Annotated in this window: 12 protein-coding genes; 2 read left to right on the top strand and 10 right to left on the bottom strand. The window is 53.7% G+C overall.

All coding sequences use genetic code 11. The features are described from left to right. Nucleotides 1-88: 88 nt before the first annotated feature. The 8 genes from D0B88_RS04230 to D0B88_RS04265 form a co-directional block, all read right to left on the bottom strand. The gene (locus D0B88_RS04230) at nucleotides 89-1,846 is read right to left on the bottom strand and encodes a pectate lyase (protein WP_151055397.1); all 1,758 of its coding nucleotides are present in this window, start codon (nucleotides 1,844-1,846) and stop codon (nucleotides 89-91) included. Between the two features lie 297 nt (nucleotides 1,847-2,143). After that, the gene (locus tag D0B88_RS04235; protein ID WP_191966518.1) at nucleotides 2,144-5,809 is read right to left on the bottom strand and encodes a thrombospondin type 3 repeat-containing protein; all 3,666 of its coding nucleotides are present in this window, start codon (nucleotides 5,807-5,809) and stop codon (nucleotides 2,144-2,146) included. A gap of 171 nt (nucleotides 5,810-5,980) precedes the next feature. Further along, nucleotides 5,981-6,535: a gluconate 2-dehydrogenase subunit 3 family protein gene (locus D0B88_RS04240; protein ID WP_007638955.1), complete on the bottom strand. Its 555-nt coding sequence runs from the start codon at nucleotides 6,533-6,535 to the stop codon at nucleotides 5,981-5,983. Next, on the bottom strand, nucleotides 6,532-8,220 hold the full coding sequence (locus D0B88_RS04245) for a GMC oxidoreductase (protein ID WP_151055400.1): 1,689 nt from the start codon (nucleotides 8,218-8,220) through the stop codon (nucleotides 6,532-6,534). The genes D0B88_RS04240 and D0B88_RS04245 overlap by 4 nt, the downstream gene beginning before the upstream one ends. A 20-nt stretch (nucleotides 8,221-8,240) precedes the next feature. Further along, on the bottom strand, nucleotides 8,241-9,149 hold the full coding sequence (locus D0B88_RS04250; protein WP_151055402.1) for a hydroxypyruvate isomerase family protein: 909 nt from the start codon (nucleotides 9,147-9,149) through the stop codon (nucleotides 8,241-8,243). Between the two features lie 137 nt (nucleotides 9,150-9,286). Continuing rightward, the gene (locus D0B88_RS04255) at nucleotides 9,287-12,220 is read right to left on the bottom strand and encodes an EAL domain-containing protein (RefSeq protein ID WP_151055404.1); all 2,934 of its coding nucleotides are present in this window, start codon (nucleotides 12,218-12,220) and stop codon (nucleotides 9,287-9,289) included. Between the two features lie 104 nt (nucleotides 12,221-12,324). Beyond that, complete coding sequence (locus tag D0B88_RS04260) at nucleotides 12,325-13,410, bottom strand: PepSY domain-containing protein (RefSeq protein WP_151055406.1); 1,086 nt, start codon at nucleotides 13,408-13,410, stop codon at nucleotides 12,325-12,327. A gap of 60 nt (nucleotides 13,411-13,470) precedes the next feature. Next, nucleotides 13,471-15,573 (bottom strand): TonB-dependent receptor, encoded by a 2,103-nt coding sequence (locus D0B88_RS04265; protein ID WP_151055407.1) that lies wholly within the window; start codon nucleotides 15,571-15,573, stop codon nucleotides 13,471-13,473. 171 nt (nucleotides 15,574-15,744) lie between these two features. On the opposite strand from D0B88_RS04265, the gene D0B88_RS04270 reads away from it, so the two are divergent. Further along, entirely contained in the window at nucleotides 15,745-16,248 is a 504-nt protein-coding gene (locus D0B88_RS04270; RefSeq protein WP_151055409.1) for a methylated-DNA--[protein]-cysteine S-methyltransferase, read from the top strand. Between the two features lie 165 nt (nucleotides 16,249-16,413). Here D0B88_RS04270 and D0B88_RS04275 read toward each other — a convergent pair whose 3' ends face one another. Together D0B88_RS04275 and D0B88_RS04280 are read right to left on the bottom strand one after the other, a co-directional pair. Further along, nucleotides 16,414-17,268 (bottom strand): DUF4824 family protein, encoded by an 855-nt coding sequence (locus tag D0B88_RS04275; RefSeq protein WP_151055411.1) that lies wholly within the window; start codon nucleotides 17,266-17,268, stop codon nucleotides 16,414-16,416. Next, nucleotides 17,265-18,365 (bottom strand): DUF2157 domain-containing protein, encoded by a 1,101-nt coding sequence (locus D0B88_RS04280; RefSeq protein WP_191966519.1) that lies wholly within the window; start codon nucleotides 18,363-18,365, stop codon nucleotides 17,265-17,267. The genes D0B88_RS04275 and D0B88_RS04280 overlap by 4 nt, the downstream gene beginning before the upstream one ends. Before the next feature lie 197 nt (nucleotides 18,366-18,562). On the opposite strand from D0B88_RS04280, the gene D0B88_RS04285 reads away from it, so the two are divergent. Next, nucleotides 18,563-19,726: a tetratricopeptide repeat protein gene (locus tag D0B88_RS04285; RefSeq protein WP_191966520.1), complete on the top strand. Its 1,164-nt coding sequence runs from the start codon at nucleotides 18,563-18,565 to the stop codon at nucleotides 19,724-19,726. The last annotated feature ends 6 nt before the right edge of the window (nucleotides 19,727-19,732 follow it).

The following is a 19,732-nucleotide window of genomic DNA, read 5'->3' on the forward strand; positions in this document are numbered from 1 at the left end:
CCGGCTAGGGTGAAAAATTTCCTGATACAAGAACAAAAAACCGATCCTTATGAGATCGGTTTTTTGTTTTTAGCGCGCTAAAAAATAATTAGCGTTTGTAAGAGCACTTGTTGGGGTTGCCCAGTGGATCTGAACCAAATGCGGATACGGTGCAGGCGATGGAGCCGGGTACCGAGACTTTCTTCAGTACCCAGTTGCCTTTGCGACCAAAAGCTACCCAGCCGTCGCCGGAGGTGACGGAGCAGGTGCCGCCCAGATCAGCACATTTGGAGAAGCCACTTGGGTAATCACCTGTGCCACTTAATACCGGTGCACCGCTAGCTGCTGATGAGCTGGAGCTGCTGGTGCCACCAATAGTCGCCACTGCCGCATTGGAGTTAGTGACTACGCCGTTGGTGGTGTTTTTGATCCAGTAATAGTAAGTACCTGCACTGGCGGTGCTGTCGGTATAGCTGCGTGCGCTGGCGGCTAGTGACGCTATACGTACACGGCCGCTGGGGTTGGAGTCGGTATCGCGATACACCTCTTGTGACGCGGTAGTGAGGTTGCTGGTTGACCAACTCAGGTTAACGCTGGTGCCTGAAACGCTGGTTGAGAGATTGATAGAACCCGATGCGGCGGCGCTGCTGGAGCTGCTCGCCGTGCTGGATGGTGTTGACGACGACACCGATGACGTGGTGCCGCCACTGCATGCACTGGCGGTCAACTGCGCGCCGTTTTTACCCACACCGGCGTATTGGGCGATTTTGTCTTTTACGCACTGGGGGGTAACGGGCGAATAGCTGTAGGGAATGCTAATCGGGAAGGGGGCGGTAGTGGTCCAGTTGGTGGCGTCGATGGTGCCGCCGCTGGTCCAGGTGATGTTGTAAGTCGCAAAATCACCGGGGTTGCGGATGTTGTTGTTGCGCAAATCCCACTTGCCGCAGTTGCTGCTATCAAAACGGCAGGTCACGGGGTTTACCGCGTTTTGGAACCAGTTGCTCTCAATCAACGCATAGCCATTTTGGCGTACGTTAATGCCCGAACTGGTGATGCCGTCATAGAGGTTGTTGTACATGTGCGTCCAACCACCGCGCTGCAGCGGCAGGCGCGCGCCGACGTTGCGATAGATGTTGTGGTGGAAGGTGATTTTGCGACCGCCGCCGATATCGGTGCTGCTGGAACCATCCAGCCCGACTTTTTTACTGTCGCGGATAATGTTGTAGGACACCGTAATGTTTTGCGATTCCTTTTTAATATCAATCGCACTTTCAAAGGTCAGGTCGCCATCCGGTGAACCTTTACATTCGTTGTTAACCGCAAATAATTCGTTGTGATCGATCCACACGTTGACACCGCTGTCGATACGAATCATATCGGCATCGTTGGATGCACCGGCGAGTGCGCCAATTTTCATATTGCGCACAATCACATTGCTGGATTTATTTACCACTATGCCGAAGTTTGCCGAGGAGCCGTTGGCGCCTTGGATGGTAATACCACGGGTGAATTCTTTAATTTCCACTTTGCGGTAGGCCTCACTCCAGCGCGGGTTGGGGCAATTGCCTGAGGAGTCCACAGTGTGGTCGCGAATCATTTGATTGATCAGCGAATCCTCATTACCGGTGTAAGTGATGATGACCGGGTAGTCGCCGTCTTTTGCATTTTCAATAATCTGCTGGATTTGGGTGTGGGTGGAGGCGTTAAAAGACTGGGCGCCCGACACATTGCCGCCATCGGTAGTGGAAAAACCGCCGGTAGCAGCCGCCAACACTGAGCCGCTGGCGAGTAAACCCAGGGTGCTGACCAGTAGCTTGCGGGTAAAATTGACACGGCGTTGAGCGGTGCCAGAAGTGATATTTTTCATAGTTACAATCTCGTCTTAGTTATTGAAATAAAGAGGACGGATTGACCGAGATGCCATTCTGCAATCTGAGGAAAGTACAACGGTTCCAGTAAAGATACGCAGTTTTATTGTTATTGTTTGCCCGTGGACAGCGATCTACAACAGGACTTCAGAAACACTTGAGCGGGAGGCTGAATTTACGCCTGCGCTACTGGCTTGGCAATATCTGCCGGGGAAACAAAACGGATATATATGAGAAAAATGCGAGTTGCGTTACAAACCAGCACGCTGGGTGTGGTTTGTAACGCCAACAGTGTTTTAGCGGTTGATTTGACGCTGGCGCGAATAACCAGCCAGCAACAGCAGCATCACCAATAGCAGAAGTGTAGTGCTACCGCCGCCCCCGCCGCCACTACCGCCGCCGGTGTTTGCCGGTGGAGCGGGTTTATCGATGTTGGTGAGAGTGGCGCTTTCCAGGGTCGCGTAGCCATCGCCAATGCTGCCCAAGCCTTTGAGGTAGACAACACGATAGCTATAACTGTAACCATTGACGCCGAGTTCCGAGTCGCTGAATTCGAGGGTAACTGAGTCGTACTCTTTACCCTTCCAATTGTGTTTACCGGTTTCAATCAATTGAATGCTGCGGTTAAAGCGTGGCTCCTCAATCTGGCTGGAGTCTGAGTTCCGCTCAACTCTGATACTGGCAGTGCTCGCGCGCGTTTCACCCAGTTTCAGCGATTTTGGTACCACGATCCAATTGTTGTATGTGTAGCGATAATCAGGGGCGCTGCTGTAGCTGGCTGACTTGATATAAATGCCGTCGGCACGGCGTTCCATGCTAGATGTGTAGCCGTTGCTATTGGTCATCACAAATTCATTTGCGGTAGCTGATTTGCGTACTTGGGTGGTGGAGATAACTCCCTCAACATCTTTAAAGTTGTAGTTCAGGTCGCCAAGTAGGTAGTAATCAAACAGGTCAATGGTCGGAAAGTTAGTCGCCTGGCCGGGGTTGTGACCGGAATTGATTTCCATGAGGTTGTTTGCACCATCGCCGTCCTGATCCAGCGCGGCATCGTTGTAGTTGCGGTCGTTCAAAAAGCTGTATTTAGCTTCTTCTATGCCTTTGATGCCGTCACCATCCACATCGTCATCGCAGACATCGCCCTTGTAGTCCCAATCTAGATCGACTTGATCAGGGTTGGCAATCAGTGGGCAGTTGTCCCACATATCGTAGCGACCATCACCGTCAGTGTCCGCCGGGCGGTCATCGGTTGGGTCGCAGGCATCACCTATGTAGTCAGTGTCTTTATCGGCCTGATCGGGGTTGGCAATGTCAGGGCAGTTATCCCGCACATCGCCATAACCATCGTCGTCAGTGTCTTTACTGTAGGGGTCATTGTCGCACTCATCACCTACGCCATCTTTGTCGCTATCAGTTTGCCACCAGTTGTAAAGGGCGGGACAGTTATCAACAGTGTTGGCATAGCCGTCACTGTCATCATCCTTGTCAAAGATCAGGTTATCGATACTGAAGCTGATTTGACCCTCGCTACCCCAGAGGTAGTCGGCGCTTACACGGAAGCTGATGGTATGAACCCCAGGAGTCAACTCCAGGTTCATGGAGTTCCATTCGCTCTGGCCGTAGCTGTTGTAACGCACATTGCCATCTACCAGCACTTCAAACTGATAGGTGTAGTAGTTGTTGCCGTTGAATTTGAATTTCAGCGACAGTTGGCCGGTATCGAAGAGACTGGTGAAGGACACCTCACTGGATTGGCTGGCGCTGGAGAAGGGTGTTGATTGCAACATATAGCCGCCGCCAACACCGCCTGGCTGTATCGTCCAGGGTAATTTACCAGTGGAGTTGTAAAAGCCGGTCGGCCAGCCCTGTTCAAAGTTCTGGCTGTAGAAAGTCAGTGCATTGGGTACTGAGTCAGCATTTTTAGGATCGGAGTCAAGCAAGGTTTCTACCCGGTTGGAGAAACCGTCGCCATCCAGATCGCCATCAGCATCGGTTGCATTGCGGGGGTTCAGCCCAAGCTCGAGTTCGACACTATCGGCGAGCCCATCGTCATCATCGTCCTCGTCACAGGCATCGCCCAAACCGTCACTATCGTAGTCGGCCTGATCAGCGTTTTCCGCATTTACGCAGTTATCCTGCAGGTCGTTCCGGCCATCTTCATCGGCGTCGGGCAGGTTGTTGATGTCGTAGTCCGCAAACGTCGGGCCAGTGGCTGTTTGTTTCACCAGCATCAAGCGATTGTTGAGATTAAATAGCATCGCGCTGGTGGCGTCAGTGAGAGGGAAGCTCGATTCCAGGGAGAAGTTACTCTCCCAAAATTGCAGGCTATTCTGGTTGCCGATAGTGATCAGCTGGCTGCCAATCCACACCCCGCTGTTGATTGAGTTGGACAGCGCATTGAGCAGCGTGCCGGTATAGGCGCTGAGGATCTGGCCGGCACCGTTCAGTAGATACTCACCGTCGCTGCTAACCACCAGCGGGTAACGCGTATTGATAGTGCTGCCGTGGTAGGGCGAGTCGCCATCGCCGCCCAGCATACCGGTACTGGTATCCAGCTCGCGCCAGACCAAATCGTTGGGCGAGGTGTCATCGCGGTGTAAATACACACGTTTGGTCACCGGGTTCCAGACATATTGCTGACCGATATAGGCCCAGTCCTTGGAGTCCAGCAGGTTGCCGTTGGCGCCAAAGCTGTAGTGGGTTGCCCAGGCACCAGAAGCATCGGTCGCAAAAAGGTAATTATCGGCGGCGAGCAGGCCTCTGGGGGTGCTGGGCAAACTGGTGAAATGCACTTCCAGGGGCGTCTCGGCTGCACTACTGATATAGGTGATCTTGCCATCGGCGTAGGCCAGATAAAGGCGCTGATGGGCGGTCGAATAGCTGGCCCTGGTCGGCGCCGAGAGTAGCGGCCAGCTGGTCAGGTATTTTTGTTGGCTGCGCGACCAGCGAAACACGCTCAGGCTCTCGCGGTCGACCAAATACACCAGATCCTGGGCATCGCTCACCACCACCTCGGGGGTATAGGCCAAACCGGTCGGGTCTACCGGCTCGCCCGGTTCGGGCAGGTCAAAGCCGGAAATATCCACTGAACTTGCCGTTACGCCGCTGGTGCTGAGGGTAAAGGTAAAAACCCGGTCGCCATGGGCTGCAATCAGGTCAGGTTTGGCGCTCAGGTCAATAACGCCCTGCTCTATGTTGCCGGCGTTGAACAGGGTCAGGCTGGTATTGCGCAGCACAATCGGGTTGTCACCGCTGAAAGTTAAGTCATCCACACTGCCCGCCAAACTGCCGGCGTAGGTTAGGTCAGCCGCAAAATACACAATCCCGGCGCTGTCATAGACTTTGGACTGGGATTGGTTGAGGAACAATCGGTCGGCACCGGGGTAGTCGCCATGATAAGGGCTGTCGATGGCGTTACTGATTTGGCCATCGTTGGCGATGATGAATTTGTTGATATCTGAGGGCGATATGCCTTCAGAGCGGGTGTAGATAGCCTTGTTAACGCTAGAACCCACCTGCGCCCGACCAGAGGAATACCAGGTCGACCAGCTCTGCAACAGCGCAAACCCCTGCTTGTTGATAACACTGATGGTGCCATCGGTTTCAGTGACATAGAGGTAATCATCCAGCGGCACTATACGGATGATATCGGTGCTGCTGTTGCGCACAAACTCGCTGTTGCCGGTGGTCAGGTTGAGCGCGCGCAGCTCGCGGTGATAGGCAATATAGGCAGTATTACCTTCAATCGCAAAGGCGGTCGGGATTTTGCTGAGCGTAATGTCCGCGCCCTGGCTCTGCTGCGCCATGTCGTACACGGCGATTTTGTTGGGTGCCGAAAACAGGAAATAGGCTTTATCGCCCACAATACTGGTATCAACATGCAAAGCACTGGCAAAACTGGCGGATAACAGGCATGACAGGAATACTACCGATCTGGCAATTCCTTTTAGAAACAAGCGCATAGAATGCTCCATCACAAAAAGATCGTGGATTGGGTGGTAGGGGGGTTAGGGAACTAGGTCAGGAAATAATTACGATTGTAATTTTTCGCGCCAGTCTAGCGGGAAAAACCGCCCCGCTCAATTGCTGAGCGGGGCATTGAACAAAAAAGACTATATGGGAATAAAGGAGTTTTAACGTGTCGCCCACGCGCGATCACCCGGTTTATAGGCGAGTGCGCCGTCGTAGCGGCCGGGGATGGGCATGTGGCGCAGCACTTGGGTGCCGCCGACTTCCGAGGTGAAGAAGCCAAACAGGGTGAGCTGCTTGATCATAGTGAAGTAGTGAACACCGCCGCCAGCGACCGTCGTGCGCGCTTCCTGGTCGAGTTGGCTGATAAACGCGGTGCGCTCTGCCGGTTGCAGGGCCATAAAGCCGCGGCCATAGGTTTTGTTGCACTGGGCTTCCAGGCTGAGTAAGCCTTTGTGGAAGATGGCGCGCTCATCCAGGGTGTAGCAGTCGGTCACATACACACTCATAAATTGGCCGACTTTGGCATCTTTGGCGCCCGGGGTTTCGGTGCGCGGCAGGATGGTTTCGGCAATTTCATCCAGCAGTGCAATGTTTTCTGCTGAAAACTTGGCGGGTGCGGACGCCGTGGTGGCGCAGCCACCGAGCAGTGCGGTGCTGCCAATCATGGCAGTGCCGGTGGCGGCGGTAATCAGGGCTAGGAGTTCGCGGCGATTCATTTCAGGTTCCCCTTTTTCAATTCTTTGACGGCATAGTCTGCCGCGCGGGCGGTGAGTGCCATGTAAGTCAGCGATGGGTTGACGCAGGAGGCGGAGGTCATGGCGGCACCGTCGGTGACAAATACGTTGGGCGCGTCCCACACCTGATTAAAGCCATTGAGCACCGAGGTTTTGGGGTCGCGACCCATGCGCGCGGTACCCATTTCATGGATGCCCATGCCCGGAGCATAGCCCCAGTCGCTACCTTTAACGTTCTTGAGGCCAGCGGCTTCGAGCATATCTACGGCGTCCTGCAGCATGTCTTTGCGCATCGCCAGTTCGTTGTCACGCAGCTCTACGTCCATCGCCAGTACCGGCAGGCCCCATTTGTCTTTGACGTTGCGGTCGAGGTAAATGCGGTTGTCGTGATGCGGCAGTATTTCACCAAAGGCGGTCATGCCAACTGTCCAGGCGCCGGGTTCGGCCAGGGCATTTTTTAAACCGGCACCTATGCCTAATTCGGCGACGTTGCGATCCCAGCCCTCGCGACTGGCAGAGCCCTGGTAGCCAAAGCCGCGCAGGTAATTGCGCTTCTCATCGCCCAGATTGCGGAAGCGCGGGATATAAAAACCGGCGGGGCGGCGGCCGTAGTAATACTTGTCCTCAAAGCCTTCCACCACGCCGCTGGCACCCACGCGGAAGTGGTGATCCATCACATTGTGACCCAACTCGCCGCTGCTGCTGCCCAAACCGCCGGGCCAGATGTCAGTGGCGGAGTTCATCAGAATCCAGGTGGAGTTAAAACTGGAGGCGTTGAGGAAAATCACATTGGCGGTGAATTCGTAGGTTTGGTTGGTTTCGGCATCGATCACTTCTACACCGCGCGCGCGCTTTTTGTCCTTGTCGTAGAGCACCTGGCTCACGATGGAGAAGGGGCGCAGGGTGAGGTTGCCGGTTTTCATCGCTGCTGGCAGGGTGGATGACTGGGTACTGAAATAAGCGCCAAACGGGCAGCCGAGCCAGCACTTGTTGCGATATTGGCAGTTGATCCGACCCTGTTCCGGCTTGGGCTGGGTGATGTTGGCGGTGCGGCTATTGATCATCACCCGTTTGCCGCCATAGGCTTTTTTGATGCGTGCGGCGACATCTTTTTCCACAATATTCAGTTCGATGGGCGGTAAAAACTGGCCGTCTGGCAATTGTTCCAAGCCTTCGTTGGTCCCGGAGATACCGGCATAGCGCTCGACGTAATCGTACCAGGGGGCCATGTCTTCATAGCGGATCGGCCAGTCAACAGCCACGCCTTCACGCAGGTTAGCTTCAAAATCCTGCTTGCTGTAACGGTAGCTTTGGCGGCCCCACAACAGTGAGCGACCACCCACGTGATAGCCGCGGTACCAGTCAAAGCGCTTTTTCTCCACATAGGGGTTTTCCTGCTCGTTCGCCCACATGCCCTGAGTTTCTTCGTTGAGCACAAAGTCGCGCTGCAGTACCGGGTGTTTGTCTTTCATCTCCTGGGTGGGGCGACCGCGATGTTCATAGTCCCAGGTTTCTTTGGTGGCGTTTACATAGTCTTTGATATGTTCAATATTGCGCCCGCGCTCCAGGAGCAGCACTTTCAGGCCTTTTTCGGTGAGTTCTTTAGCGGCCCAGCCGCCGCTGATGCCGGAGCCAACCACAATGGCATCAAAATGTTGTGTAGACATGGATATACCTCTTATTAGGATCAGACGTCGCAGATGCGAATGGCTGCCTGCAGCGATTCAATTTTTTCGGCGGTGGTGGCGCGGTTAGGCATAAATTCCTGTGCCACATAGCCTTTGAAACCGGTGGCTTGAATAGCGCGCACTATGGCCGGGTAGTACAGCTCCTGGGTATCGTCGATCTCGTTGCGTCCCGGCACACCCGCGGTGTGGTAGTGACCAAAGTATTGGTGATGATTCTGGATAGTGCGAATGATGTCGCCTTCGCTGATTTGCATATGGTAGATGTCGTACAGCAGCTTGAAATTGGGCGAGTCCAGGCGCTTGCACAGCTCTATACCCCAGGCAGAGTTATCGGCGAAATAATCCGGGTGGTTCACCTTGCTATTGAACAGTTCCATTTGCAGGACCACGCCGCGTTTTTCGGCTTGCGCGAGGATTTTTTTCAGGCCCTTGGTCGCGTGTTTTAGCCCCTCTTCCGGGTCCATGCCACGTTTGTTGCCGCTGAAACAGATCAGGTTTTTATAGCCCGCATCGGCCACCAGATCGATGTGTTCGCGGTAGCGTTCAATCAGCGGCTGATGAAAGCGGCTATCGCCCCAGCCATCCTCCAGATTCAGCTCGGCGCCATTGCACATGGACGAATCCACACCGTGCTGTTTGAGGATATGCCACTCTTTGGGCCCGATCAGATCGATCGCACTAAAGCCCAGGCGTTTGACTACCAGGCAGAGTTCTTCAAGGGTGAGGAAATCGAAGGTCCAGCGTGCGACCGAGTGATGAATGTTGCCTTTCAGCGCCGTAGAACCGGTGGTGGATGAGGACGGTTTGGGTGATGTAGATTCTGCTCCCAGTGCCGCAAGGCTGGATAGCCCCAATGCACCGGCAACAGCGCCGCGCAACAGGGCGCGGCGGTCTTCGGAATGGCTCATGGTTGTTGTGACCTTATCTTGTTATTAAGTATTGCCCCGGCTGCTCTCCACAGCCGTTGTCAGAGGTTAGCTTGCTCTATAGGGCTTAGCCACGAGGTCAACGGATCTTTACAAGTTTTTGGATAAGTTCGCGCTGCTTATAACGGAAAGTCAGCAGCGGCCACCGGTTTGCCAAAATAATAGCCTTGATAGTGCACACAACCTTCGGCTTCCAACCAATCGCGCTGGGTTTGGGTCTCTACCCCTTCGGCGATGACGCGCAGCTCCATACTCTGGGCGAGGCGAATAATCATGCGTGCGATGGCGGCGTCGTTGCTGTCGGTCAAGATGTCGTTGACAAAGGATTTATCGATTTTTAATTCGCTGATAGGCAGGCGTTTCAGGTAGGAGAGCGAGGAATAGCCGGTGCCAAAATCGTCCAGCGAAAACTTGATGCCGTGATTTTTCAGCTCGTCCATTTTGGCGATGATGTCCTGCTGGTTATGCACCAGCATGCTCTCGGTCAACTCCAGTTTCAGGTAGCGTGGGTTGGCGCCGGTGCGCTGCAAGGTGCTTAACAACTGCATCACAAACTGTTGCTGCTGGAACTGGCGCGCGCTGACGTTGATCGCAATCACCAACCGGGCAGTGGTCGGGTTTTGGCTCCAGCGCACCAGCTGCTGGCAGGCTTCTTCCACAATCCAGTTGCCGAGCGGCAAAATCAACCCCGACTCTTCGGCGATGGGGATAAACTCCAGCGGCGACACCATGCCGCGCTGGGGGTGGAGCCAGCGGATCAGCGCCTCCGCACCCACTATGGCGCCGGTGTGATCCACCTGCGGCTGGTAAAACAGTTGGAACTGCTGCAGCTGCAGCGCCTCGCGAATTTCATGTTGCAGGGCAAAGCGCTGGGCGGTGTGCTCCTGCATTTCCGGGTCGAAGAAGCGCCAGGTATTTCGCCCGGCAGCCTTGGCGTGGTACATGGCCTGATCGGCCTGTTTTAACAGTTCATCGATATGCACCTGGCGGTCACCAAAGAGCGAAATACCAATGCTGGGGGTGCTGAAATAATCCTGCCCTTCCAGGGTGTAGTGCGCATTCAGGCTCTCCAGAATGGTCTCGGCAATTTGCTGGGCGATGGCTGCGGCGTGATCGTGATTGGAGTCTAAATCTTCAAGCACCACCAAAAATTCATCGCCCCCGAGACGCGCAACTGTGTCCTGTGCGCGCACTGCCATGCGCAAGCGGTTGGCAACGGCGACCAACAATAAGTCGCCAATATGGTGGCCGCGGTTGTCGTTGAGTGTTTTGAAATCGTCCAAATCGATAAACAGCAATGCACCCAGGGTATTTTTGCGCTCGCTGGCGGCAATGGCGTGTTCCAGCCGATCCTGCAGCAGGCGGCGGTTGGGCAGTTGGGTGAGCGGGTCAAAAAACGCCAGGTTGTTAATGCGCGCTTCGTTTTCCTTGCGCTCGGTAATGTCGGTGAGCGTGGAAACGTAATGGGTAATTTGCTCACAGCCATTTTTTACCGCGGTGATGGTGAGCCACTCGGGGTAAATTTCCCCGCTGCGGCGGCGGTTCCAGATCTCCCCTTTCCAGCTACCCTCATGGATGATGGTGTGCCAGATATTGGCGTAGAACTCGGGTTCGTGGTGCCCGGAATTGAGCAGGCGCGGGTTTTGCCCAATCACCTCTTCCGCGCTGTAGCCGGTGATCTCACTGAAGGCTTTATTGACGCGCAGAATCACCCCGTCCGGGTCGGTAATCATCATGCCCTCGCGCGCTTCAAAGGCGGTGGCGGCCACGCGCAACTCCTCCTCTGCCAGCCGGCGCTCGGTAATATCGCGGCTGATCATCACAAAGTGTTTGTGCGCTCCGGGCGATACCGCCTTGCAGGCAGCGGAGAGTTCAAATTCATGGCGGCCATCGGCCAGTTGCAGGCTGTAGTATTTGCCGCTGGCAAAGCCCTGTTGGCTCGCCTCCTCCATGGTGCTGTAAATGAGCGCGCTAATTCTGGCGGGCACTACCTCATCTATTTTTTTGCCGAGAAAAGCGTCCGGTTGCACCAGGAGTAATTCCGGGCGATGGGTGTGGAAATTGTGGATAACGCCATCGGCACTGATTTCAAATAACAAATCGGGAATGGCATCCAGCGTCGCCTGTAATTGCGCGCGCGCATTCAGCAGTTCGCGGGTCTGCTCCTCCACCGCCGTTTGTAAATTGATCTTGCGGCGCTGCAGTTTGGCCATCAAAAAAGTCTGGTAGCCGAGCAGCCCGCTCAGTACCAGCGCCAGCATAATTTCGCTGGTCAGGCGCCACCAATTCACCCAGCCGTTAATGGGCGCAATACTCAGTGTCCACTCGCCGTTGGGTACATCAAAGGATTTATGCACCGGGTCGTGCAAATGCTCCGGCGCATTCACGGCGATGACTTCCTGGTTGTTATCAAAGGGGTTGGTGCGCCAGAGTTTATAGGCCATGCCTTGGGAGTTGAGCTGTTGGATATTGGCGGTTTCCAGCAGGCGATTCACGCGAATAATCACATTGCCAAAGCCCCAAAACCGGCTGCTGCCCTGCTCGTCCACCATAATCGGCAAGCGCGCCACCACGCCGGTGCCACCCTGCACCAAATTCACCGGGCCGGTCAGGGTCATTTGGCCGGAATCGCGTGCGCGCAGGGCCTCTTTATTTTGGGCGGAATCCGCCAGCTGGTTAAAACCGACGGATTTTTCATTGCCCTCCAGCGGGTACACCTGGGAGATCACCCCATTGGGCGAGAGGCTAATATGCGACACGCTGTCGTAGTAGGGCAGCATGTCGCGCGCTACGGCTTCAAAGGCGGTGGTCTGCCCCTGGCTCAAACGCACCAGGGTCGCCATGGAGTAATTCAGGGTAAGGGCTTGGCGCAGGCTATCGCGCAGTAAAAAGGCATGGTTTTGCGCAATATTTTCCATATCGGCACGCAGGTTGTGGCGATGATTCTGCTCAAGGTTCCAGACCACCTGTGTTGAAAGTGCAAGGCAGAGTAGAAATACAATCGACGCCAACAAGCGCGGGCGGCGATAGAGCAGCGGGAAGGAATCAGCCATAAATAACCTGAGGAACTAATGAGATCCCCGTCACTATAGCACTCGCTGCCCAAAGCATCGGCCAACTGGCTTCTATGGTGTCTGGCGCAGGGCGGGTTTGGTGCTCAATGGTGCCGGCGCAGAAAGCTCCAGCCGCCGGTCAGGCTTAACCAAAACAGCGTAATACCGCCAACCAATATCAGCAGGCGATAAAACGGGTGCATACCGTAACCCGAATGCAGAGGGTAATTCTGGTTGATGAGCCGCTGTGGCCAGTCGACCTGATCCGCGCGGGCACTGAGGGTGACAAGGCCGCTGGGCAGCTCAATTTTGACCGAGGTCCGCCCGTTGGGGTGCCACTCATCCGGCAGGCGATAGCGAACACTCATCGCCGCCATACCGGGCGCGGGCAGGCGGATGTAAGTTGGCCAACCATCGGCAACTTGCTGTTGTGCCTGCAGCAATAACTGCCCGGCAGTGGCGCTGGCAGCAGCGGGGATTGGCTGGGGCAATTGGCTGGAGGGCGGCGGCACCAGCAGCGGTTTGGTCAATTTTTGCCACAGCATAATGCTGCCGGTTAACAGAATAATCAGTAGCACCGGCGTCACCAGAGTACCGGCATGGCGATGGTAGTGCATGAGGTAGGACAGTTTGATCTGGCGCGGAAACACCCAGCGCCAGCGAAAGCTGCGTTTGGTGGGCCACCACAATATCACCCCGCTGATGGCCAAAAATAACCCCAGTACACCACTGGCGAACAGCACTGCTTCACCCACCACGCCGGCAAACAGTTCGGTGTGCAGGTGCCTAAAAAACGACAATGCCTGTAGTAACCAGAGATTCTCCTCATAGGTCTGCAGTGAGTCGAGCGCAAGTAATTGCACACTGCGATCGGCATCGCGCGTCAGAGCCCAGTAGGGTTCTTCGGTATTGGGCGCCTTGATCAAATAACCGCTGTTATCCCCTTTAATCCGCTCGGCAATGGCATCCAACTGCAGCGCCATTTGGGCGACGCCGTAATCGGCGGGCAAGTCGGCTCTGGGGGTGATGAGCTGTTTAATCAGCGCCTGTTTGTACACCAGCAAACTGCCACTGAACGCGGCCAGCAACAAAAACACCAGCGCGCCCAGGCCCAACCAGCGATGCCAGCGCAGCAGTAAACGGTCGCGCGCTTTATGCACCCGGCGCGGGCGGGCATTAGCGGCGGTCATTGGTGATGACCATGGGCAATGCCCCGGTAGCCTGTCGATATCAGCATAGTGGTTGGTGGATTAGAAGCTGCGTTGATAGCCCAGATTAATGCTCCGCCCCACACCGGTGAAGTTGCGGATATCGTTCGGGCTGCTCTGCGAATAGTAGGTGAAATAGTATTCGTCGGTGAGGTTTTGCAGCGCAACGCTGATCACCCCGTCAAACGCGGCGATAGTCGCACTCGCATCCAGCGTGGTGTAGCCCTCAAACTCATTGGTAACGGCGCCAGTGCTGTTTTTCACCTCGCGATCCAACAGGTGATTCACCTGCAAGCGTGTATCAACACTGCCCGACCAGGTGCGATCCCAACTCAGGTTGACGCGGTCGGGGGAGATATTGGTGCCGCCCAGATCGGAATCCACCCGGCCATCTTTATTGGAGTCGTAGCGACCGGTAGCTTGGGCGTAGCGCAGGCTAAGCAAGTCCACATCGGTGGCGGCCCAGGCGGTGCTGAATTCAATACCGTCGATGGCGGTTTTTTCGCGCTCCACCGTGTAAATGCCGTCGGCATCGCGCTGCAACCGCTCGCCAAAATCCGAGTCCGAGGTGTAGTAACTGATTTGTGCGCTAATGTCGCCGGTCTTAAATTCCACGCCAAATTCGGTACTTTCGGTCAGTACCGGTTTTAAATCCAGAAAGGTTTCTACGCTCAGGTTCGGCTGGTTAATACCGCGCAGCACCCGGCCCACATCGGGCATGGCAAAGGCTTCTGCATAGTTGGCAAATACCCGCCAGGCGCTGGTGATTTGGTAGGTGCCGCCGTAGTTGTACAGGGTCTCGGAAAACTCCGGCGCACCACCCTCTACAAAACGGCTGCCGTAAGAGGCAAGTGTGGTGAAGTCATCCACTTCCAGTTTGGATTTTTCATAGCGCACCCCGGTGGTGAGGGTCAGCTTGTCTACACCGGTAAACTCGCCCTGCAAATAGGGTGCGTAGTTCTGGTATTTACTCGGCGGCACCCAGGCGCGGCCGGTCTGGATCAACTCCTGCCAGGTTTCGTCCTGCAGTACATCCACCCCGTAAACCAGATTCACTGGCAAATTGGCGACCTGGTCTTTCACCAGGGTCAGTTTCATGCCGAGTTTTTCCGAGTTGTTTTGCGATTGGTCGATCAAGTTGGGGCCGTAGGCCGGGTCCTGAAAGGTCGCCAGCGGCACTGCTTCGGCGCCATAGGTGGCGGCAAAATCCTGGCTAAAACCCTGTACCCGCAGCTTTTGTCCCAGGAAATCCTCATGGGTGTAATTGAGGCTGATGGCGGTGACCTTGTTGCTCGCACCCTCGCCGGTAATATCGCCTTTGACCGCGCTGCTGGGGATGCCCTCAGACACATCACCCGTCACCGATACCCAATTGTTCTGGTTTTCGATCTCGTAGCGGTTCACCATCAGTTCAATGCGCTGCTGGTCCCAGTCGTAACCGGTTTTGACAAAACCGTTCACCGACTGTGAATCCATAGTGTCGCCCTGGGTGTTGTCGGCGCCGATAATCTGCCCCTTGCCGTCGTACGCCATACCCATGTCGCGTAGGCTGATACTGGCAATCACATCGGCATTCCCCACGCGGTTGGACAGGCTGTAACTCACCCCGTAATCCGCGCTCTCGCCCAGGTCTTCACTTTGGAAACCGGTATTCACCCGGATGCTCTGCTCCAGCTTGGCCGCCGGTTTTTTGGTAATCAGGTTGATAATGCCACCCGCCGCGCCCACCCCGTGAATGGCGTTAGCGCCGTGCAGCACCTCCACTCGCTCAATCACGTTGGGGTCGATGGTATTGCCCTCGCGCCCGCCATCGCGCAGCGGATTGGATTGTGGTACCCCATCAATCATATACAGCGGCTTGCGTCCGCGCAGGGTTTCACCGGCGTTGGTCATCTTTTGGCGACTGGGCGAAAAACCGGGAATCAGGTTGCCTAACACCGTGGACAAATCGTCCTGAATTGACAGCTGCTGCTCCAGCTCGGCGGCATTAATCACCGTTACTGTATTGGGGATGGTGCTGAGCGGGCGCTCGGTGCGGCTGGCACTGACAAAGACTTCTTCAATACCATTATCGGCACTGGCAACACCCGGCAGCAGAGCACTACAGGTCAACAACAAACTGGCAGGACGCACAAAACGATACATGGGGAGTTCCTATAACAGACAGCACCAAAGGCGCAGGGGGAAGTTATTAGGAATTCTAGCAATAATGAGAATCTCTATCAATGGCGGATATTTCAACGCTTTATCCCAAGCTCTTGCTGCCTAAATTGCCTGTGTTATGTTGCCCGCTCAAAAAACATCAGGCTTCACCTTATGCCAAATAACCACACCATCATCCCTTCCCCCGTTGGCCAATTAACCTTGGTTGCCAGTGAACAAGGCCTTGCGGCAGTGTTGTGGGAAAATGAAGATCCAAAACGTGTCGGTATTGAAAAAGGCCAACGGTGCGATGACTTCCCGCTGCTGGTCGCAACTGCCCAACAACTGGGTGAATATTTTGCGGGAGCACGAAAAGTATTTGCGCTGCCGCTGGATTTTCACGGCACCGAATTTCAGCAGCAGGTCTGGCACGCGTTGCTCACTATTCCCTATGGGCAAACCCGCAGTTACCTGCAAATCGCCCAGCAAATTGGCAATGAAAAATCCGTGCGTGCCGTGGGCGCTGCCAACGGGAAAAATCCCATCTCCATTATCGCCCCCTGCCATCGCGTGATTGGTTCCTCCGGCAAACTCACCGGTTTTGCGGGTGGATTAGAGGCCAAAGCGTTTTTATTGCAGCTGGAATCACCCGCCCAACAAGCGGATTTGTGGGAATAGTGCGCTTCGCCCTTGGTCACCCTGGCCGGCTCCACGGCATGCGCGAGTTAATCGTTTCCGATACTCGCTACCTAATCCCCCACCGTGTAAAACGGGAACTTCACCAAGTGCAAATACTTCCCGTATTTCGCAAGGCTTAATGCGGGTCCTATAAAACATAGGCTGTTATTGCAAACTGCTTATCCAGGGCTCATGCAAGCGGCCATAGTTGACCAGCGCGGAAAATTTCACAGTGGGGCGCATATTGTTATCGCTAGGGAAATCAGTGGCGAGGCGATTGGGGATGTAGAGTGATTCCACCGCCAAATTATCGACAATCACTTCGGTGGTGCGCTTCTCATTGTTATCGCAGCGATAATATCCCGCGCGCAGTTCAGCGGGCACAATAATCAGTTGTCCGCTGTTGGCAGATTGCCGCTCGCGTTGCACTGCTTCCAACAATTCGCGCTCGGCGGCGGCATCGATCAAAAACAAACGCGAGTTAGTAGTTTGTGCAGCGGTGAAAAATTCAGTGGCGTCTTTGCGTTTCTCCGCTAATTCTTTTTCTGCCAGTTCGCCATTGGCGGTAGCCGTTAAACCCATGATTAACTGGTGATACTGCTCTACTTGCGCTACATAGTCGGTATAACTTTTGCCATTAAATTCCAGCAATACCCAGCCGGATTGTTTTTGATGCAAGCGCGTTTTTTGTGTGCAAGCGTGAAACTGAAAACTCGCAAAATGTGCAGCGCTTAATTGCAAACTGCGATCATGTTGCCAGCGCCAGTGATTCAGCTCGATGTTGATTGGTTCGTTATTGGGTGTCGCCCAGCGCAAACTCACACGTGCACTGGAATCCTCTTTGCTAAAACCGTAGTTATAGGGCAGTTGTAATTCCCGCTCGCTTAATTCCAACTGGGCGATTACCGCAGAACGGTTTATGTACACCTTGCCCAACATAAATGCATTCACCAACAGAATGCAGCCAACCGCAAGCCAAACCAATTTTTTGCTCGTGAATGTAGCGGCGATAGTTTTCATGATTGACCTCCTGTCGTTGGTATTGTTTGTTGCGCTACGGTTTGTTGTTGCAGTTTGCGAAGGCGATTAAACACCATCAGCGCCAAAATAGCGGTCAGCCCGATCACCAAAAAGAATAGATATTTAGGCAGCCAATCCCACCACCAATCAAAAAATTTGGTATATAAAAACAGCGCAAAAAACACATTGCCCGCAAGCATTAAATTAGCGGCGCCGGTACGCAAGCCATAAAGCACCAGCAGAGCACTCGCCACAAAACCAACGATTTGATAGCAACCTTCAATCACATTGGGCGACCAGGGCAAATAACTACTGCCCGCCCAATTGGCTAAAATCAACAGCGCGATAAAAAATACCACCACCGATAACAATTGATAAATCGCGGCAAACCCGTGGTAGCGTGTTTGATTAATCCACTGTGGCAGCGCAAAGAAAAACAGCGCAGGCAAGAAAAAGTGTTCGGGGTTTTCGCCCACGTAAATCCAGTAGCTACCCATCCAGGTGCCAAACTTGGCACCAATAAAAATAAAACTACAAATCATTGCCGCCGCTAATAACAAACGCACCTGCAATAAATAGGCAAGCAAAAATCCATAGAGCGCAAAGACGGCGAATGCATTGGGTGATGGTGTGACATTAAAAATGCTACCGAGCATCACAATGTTTAACACCCAACTCGCAAACGACACTAACCCCGCAAGTTTGGCGTAATAACCCGAGGCATCAAACTGCCGTACCCAGTATGCGCCCGCCAAACTCAATAGCGGCGCCGCAATTAAAATCACCACTTGAGTTGTGGTGGCGAAATAACCCCAGTATTGATAAAACAGAAAAAACAAACTTGCCGCCAAGGCCGCCGCGCCGAGAAAGGAAACTATTTGCATACCCAGCGACAAATGTCGCGCACCGTCACTCAGGTCTACATCCTGCGCCTGTTGCAACTCGTGTAACAAATTATCGTGATAGCGCTGAATATGCACGGCATCTTCCTCCGGCAGTCGTAACAAGCCCTGCGCGCTCAGTAGGCTCTGCTCCGCACGAAATGCACGCACCTGATCAGCACGGGCCTGTGCCTGGGTTTTGGTTAGGTGGCTCATAATGGTCCTTTTGGCTGAATAGACAAATACTTGTAAGGTGAAAAACAGTCTAACGATATTCAATACAATAAACAGCGGCGACAGATACCCAAAGCTATTCTTACCACGCTGGGGTGCTTTATGATGCGCCTTCGTTATGAACAAAAAATCGCATAGCCTTGGTTAACACCACAACAATAATGAACCGGAATATATCTATGAATACTGTGAAAGGAATGTGGTTATCACTCCTGCTGTGTTGCTCACTGGTCGGCCAGTTGGCCCATGCGGATCAGCAACAAGCGCTACTTGAACTGGCAGAACTCTTGGCGGAAGCCATTAGCACTAATGATTATGCTGCCGTGGACCAGCGTTTTGATCATGCCGGTTTTGCCAAACTCACTATCGAAAAAATGCAATTGTCTGCCAGTGAGTCAAAAAGTGTAAAAAAACAATTATTGAGTAGCATGAATCTGAGCTCCATTCTTGGCAAGGGGCTGAGCGCCTATGACCCAAAAAATCTGGGTGTAAAAGTAATTGGTATCGTGCGCGATAAAAACGAATCGCTACCGGTGGTACGCGTTAGTTTTCCGGAAGGCGGAACCAATTATTATGAGTTACGGGTTAAAAAACTAAAAAACCAATATTTTATCTACGATATTTTTATTCGCGCCAACAGTCAGTACATCAGTGAAACCATAGGTCAGGCAATAGTAATGATGATGGGTTTACCGTCGAGTTGGATTGCCACACTTGCCTACCCCGAAGGTTCGCGCAAGGAAGTCGTCCGGCTCATTAGCGAAGCAAATGCAGCGCAGGCAAAAGGCGAATTCCAATTAGCCTTTGACCGTTTACAGGAATTGCCGCAAAGCGTGCAAGAAGAGGACGTCGTAAACCTGATGATGGTGATGGTGAGTAGTCAATTGGGCGATGACATTTATCGCCGGGAACTCTCCATTTTTGCTGAGCGCCAAGCTGAAAATCCACGCTACAACTTTATGCTCATCGATCATTACTACTACATGGGTCAATACAAAAAGGCGCTCAACGCCGTAGAAAAAATGCTCAAACGCTACCCCGGTGATGCCGCGTTAATGCAGCTGAAAGCGGTCATTTACCTGGAACAAAAGGACTACAAAAAAGCGGATGATTTGCTACTGCTCTCCCAGCAATTGGAACCCGAATTTGAAGACACCTACTGGACGGGTGTAACGGTCAATTTACGGAAAAAAGATTACGCAAGAATGATCTATTGGTTGGAACAATTGGAACAACAATCCGGTGTGCAATTTGAAGCGGCGAATTTTGAGGGTGACGAAACCTACAAGGAATTCATCAACAGCGATGAATTCCTGCATTGGATGACTCACAAATCCATCTGAACATCA

The sequence above is a fragment of the Cellvibrio sp. KY-YJ-3 genome (assembly GCF_008806955.1).
Classification (GTDB): domain Bacteria; phylum Pseudomonadota; class Gammaproteobacteria; order Pseudomonadales; family Cellvibrionaceae; genus Cellvibrio.

What these genes read in the sequence shown, in the direction of transcription:
- D0B88_RS04230 (WP_151055397.1), bottom strand. Translation starts at nt 1,846, where the DNA reads ATGAAAAATATCACTTCTGGCACCGCTCAACGCCGTGTCAATTTTACC.
- D0B88_RS04235 (WP_191966518.1), bottom strand. Translation starts at nt 5,809, where the DNA reads ATGCGCTTGTTTCTAAAAGGAATTGCCAGATCGGTAGTATTCCTGTCA.
- D0B88_RS04240 (WP_007638955.1), bottom strand. Translation starts at nt 6,535, where the DNA reads ATGAATCGCCGCGAACTCCTAGCCCTGATTACCGCCGCCACCGGCACT.
- D0B88_RS04245 (WP_151055400.1), bottom strand. Translation starts at nt 8,220, where the DNA reads ATGTCTACACAACATTTTGATGCCATTGTGGTTGGCTCCGGCATCAGC.
- D0B88_RS04250 (WP_151055402.1), bottom strand. Translation starts at nt 9,149, where the DNA reads ATGAGCCATTCCGAAGACCGCCGCGCCCTGTTGCGCGGCGCTGTTGCC.
- D0B88_RS04255 (WP_151055404.1), bottom strand. Translation starts at nt 12,220, where the DNA reads ATGGCTGATTCCTTCCCGCTGCTCTATCGCCGCCCGCGCTTGTTGGCG.
- D0B88_RS04260 (WP_151055406.1), bottom strand. Translation starts at nt 13,410, where the DNA reads ATGACCGCCGCTAATGCCCGCCCGCGCCGGGTGCATAAAGCGCGCGAC.
- D0B88_RS04265 (WP_151055407.1), bottom strand. Translation starts at nt 15,573, where the DNA reads ATGTATCGTTTTGTGCGTCCTGCCAGTTTGTTGTTGACCTGTAGTGCT.
- D0B88_RS04270 (WP_151055409.1), top strand. Translation starts at nt 15,745, where the DNA reads ATGCCAAATAACCACACCATCATCCCTTCCCCCGTTGGCCAATTAACC.
- D0B88_RS04275 (WP_151055411.1), bottom strand. Translation starts at nt 17,268, where the DNA reads ATGAAAACTATCGCCGCTACATTCACGAGCAAAAAATTGGTTTGGCTT.
- D0B88_RS04280 (WP_191966519.1), bottom strand. Translation starts at nt 18,365, where the DNA reads ATGAGCCACCTAACCAAAACCCAGGCACAGGCCCGTGCTGATCAGGTG.
- D0B88_RS04285 (WP_191966520.1), top strand. Translation starts at nt 18,563, where the DNA reads ATGAATACTGTGAAAGGAATGTGGTTATCACTCCTGCTGTGTTGCTCA.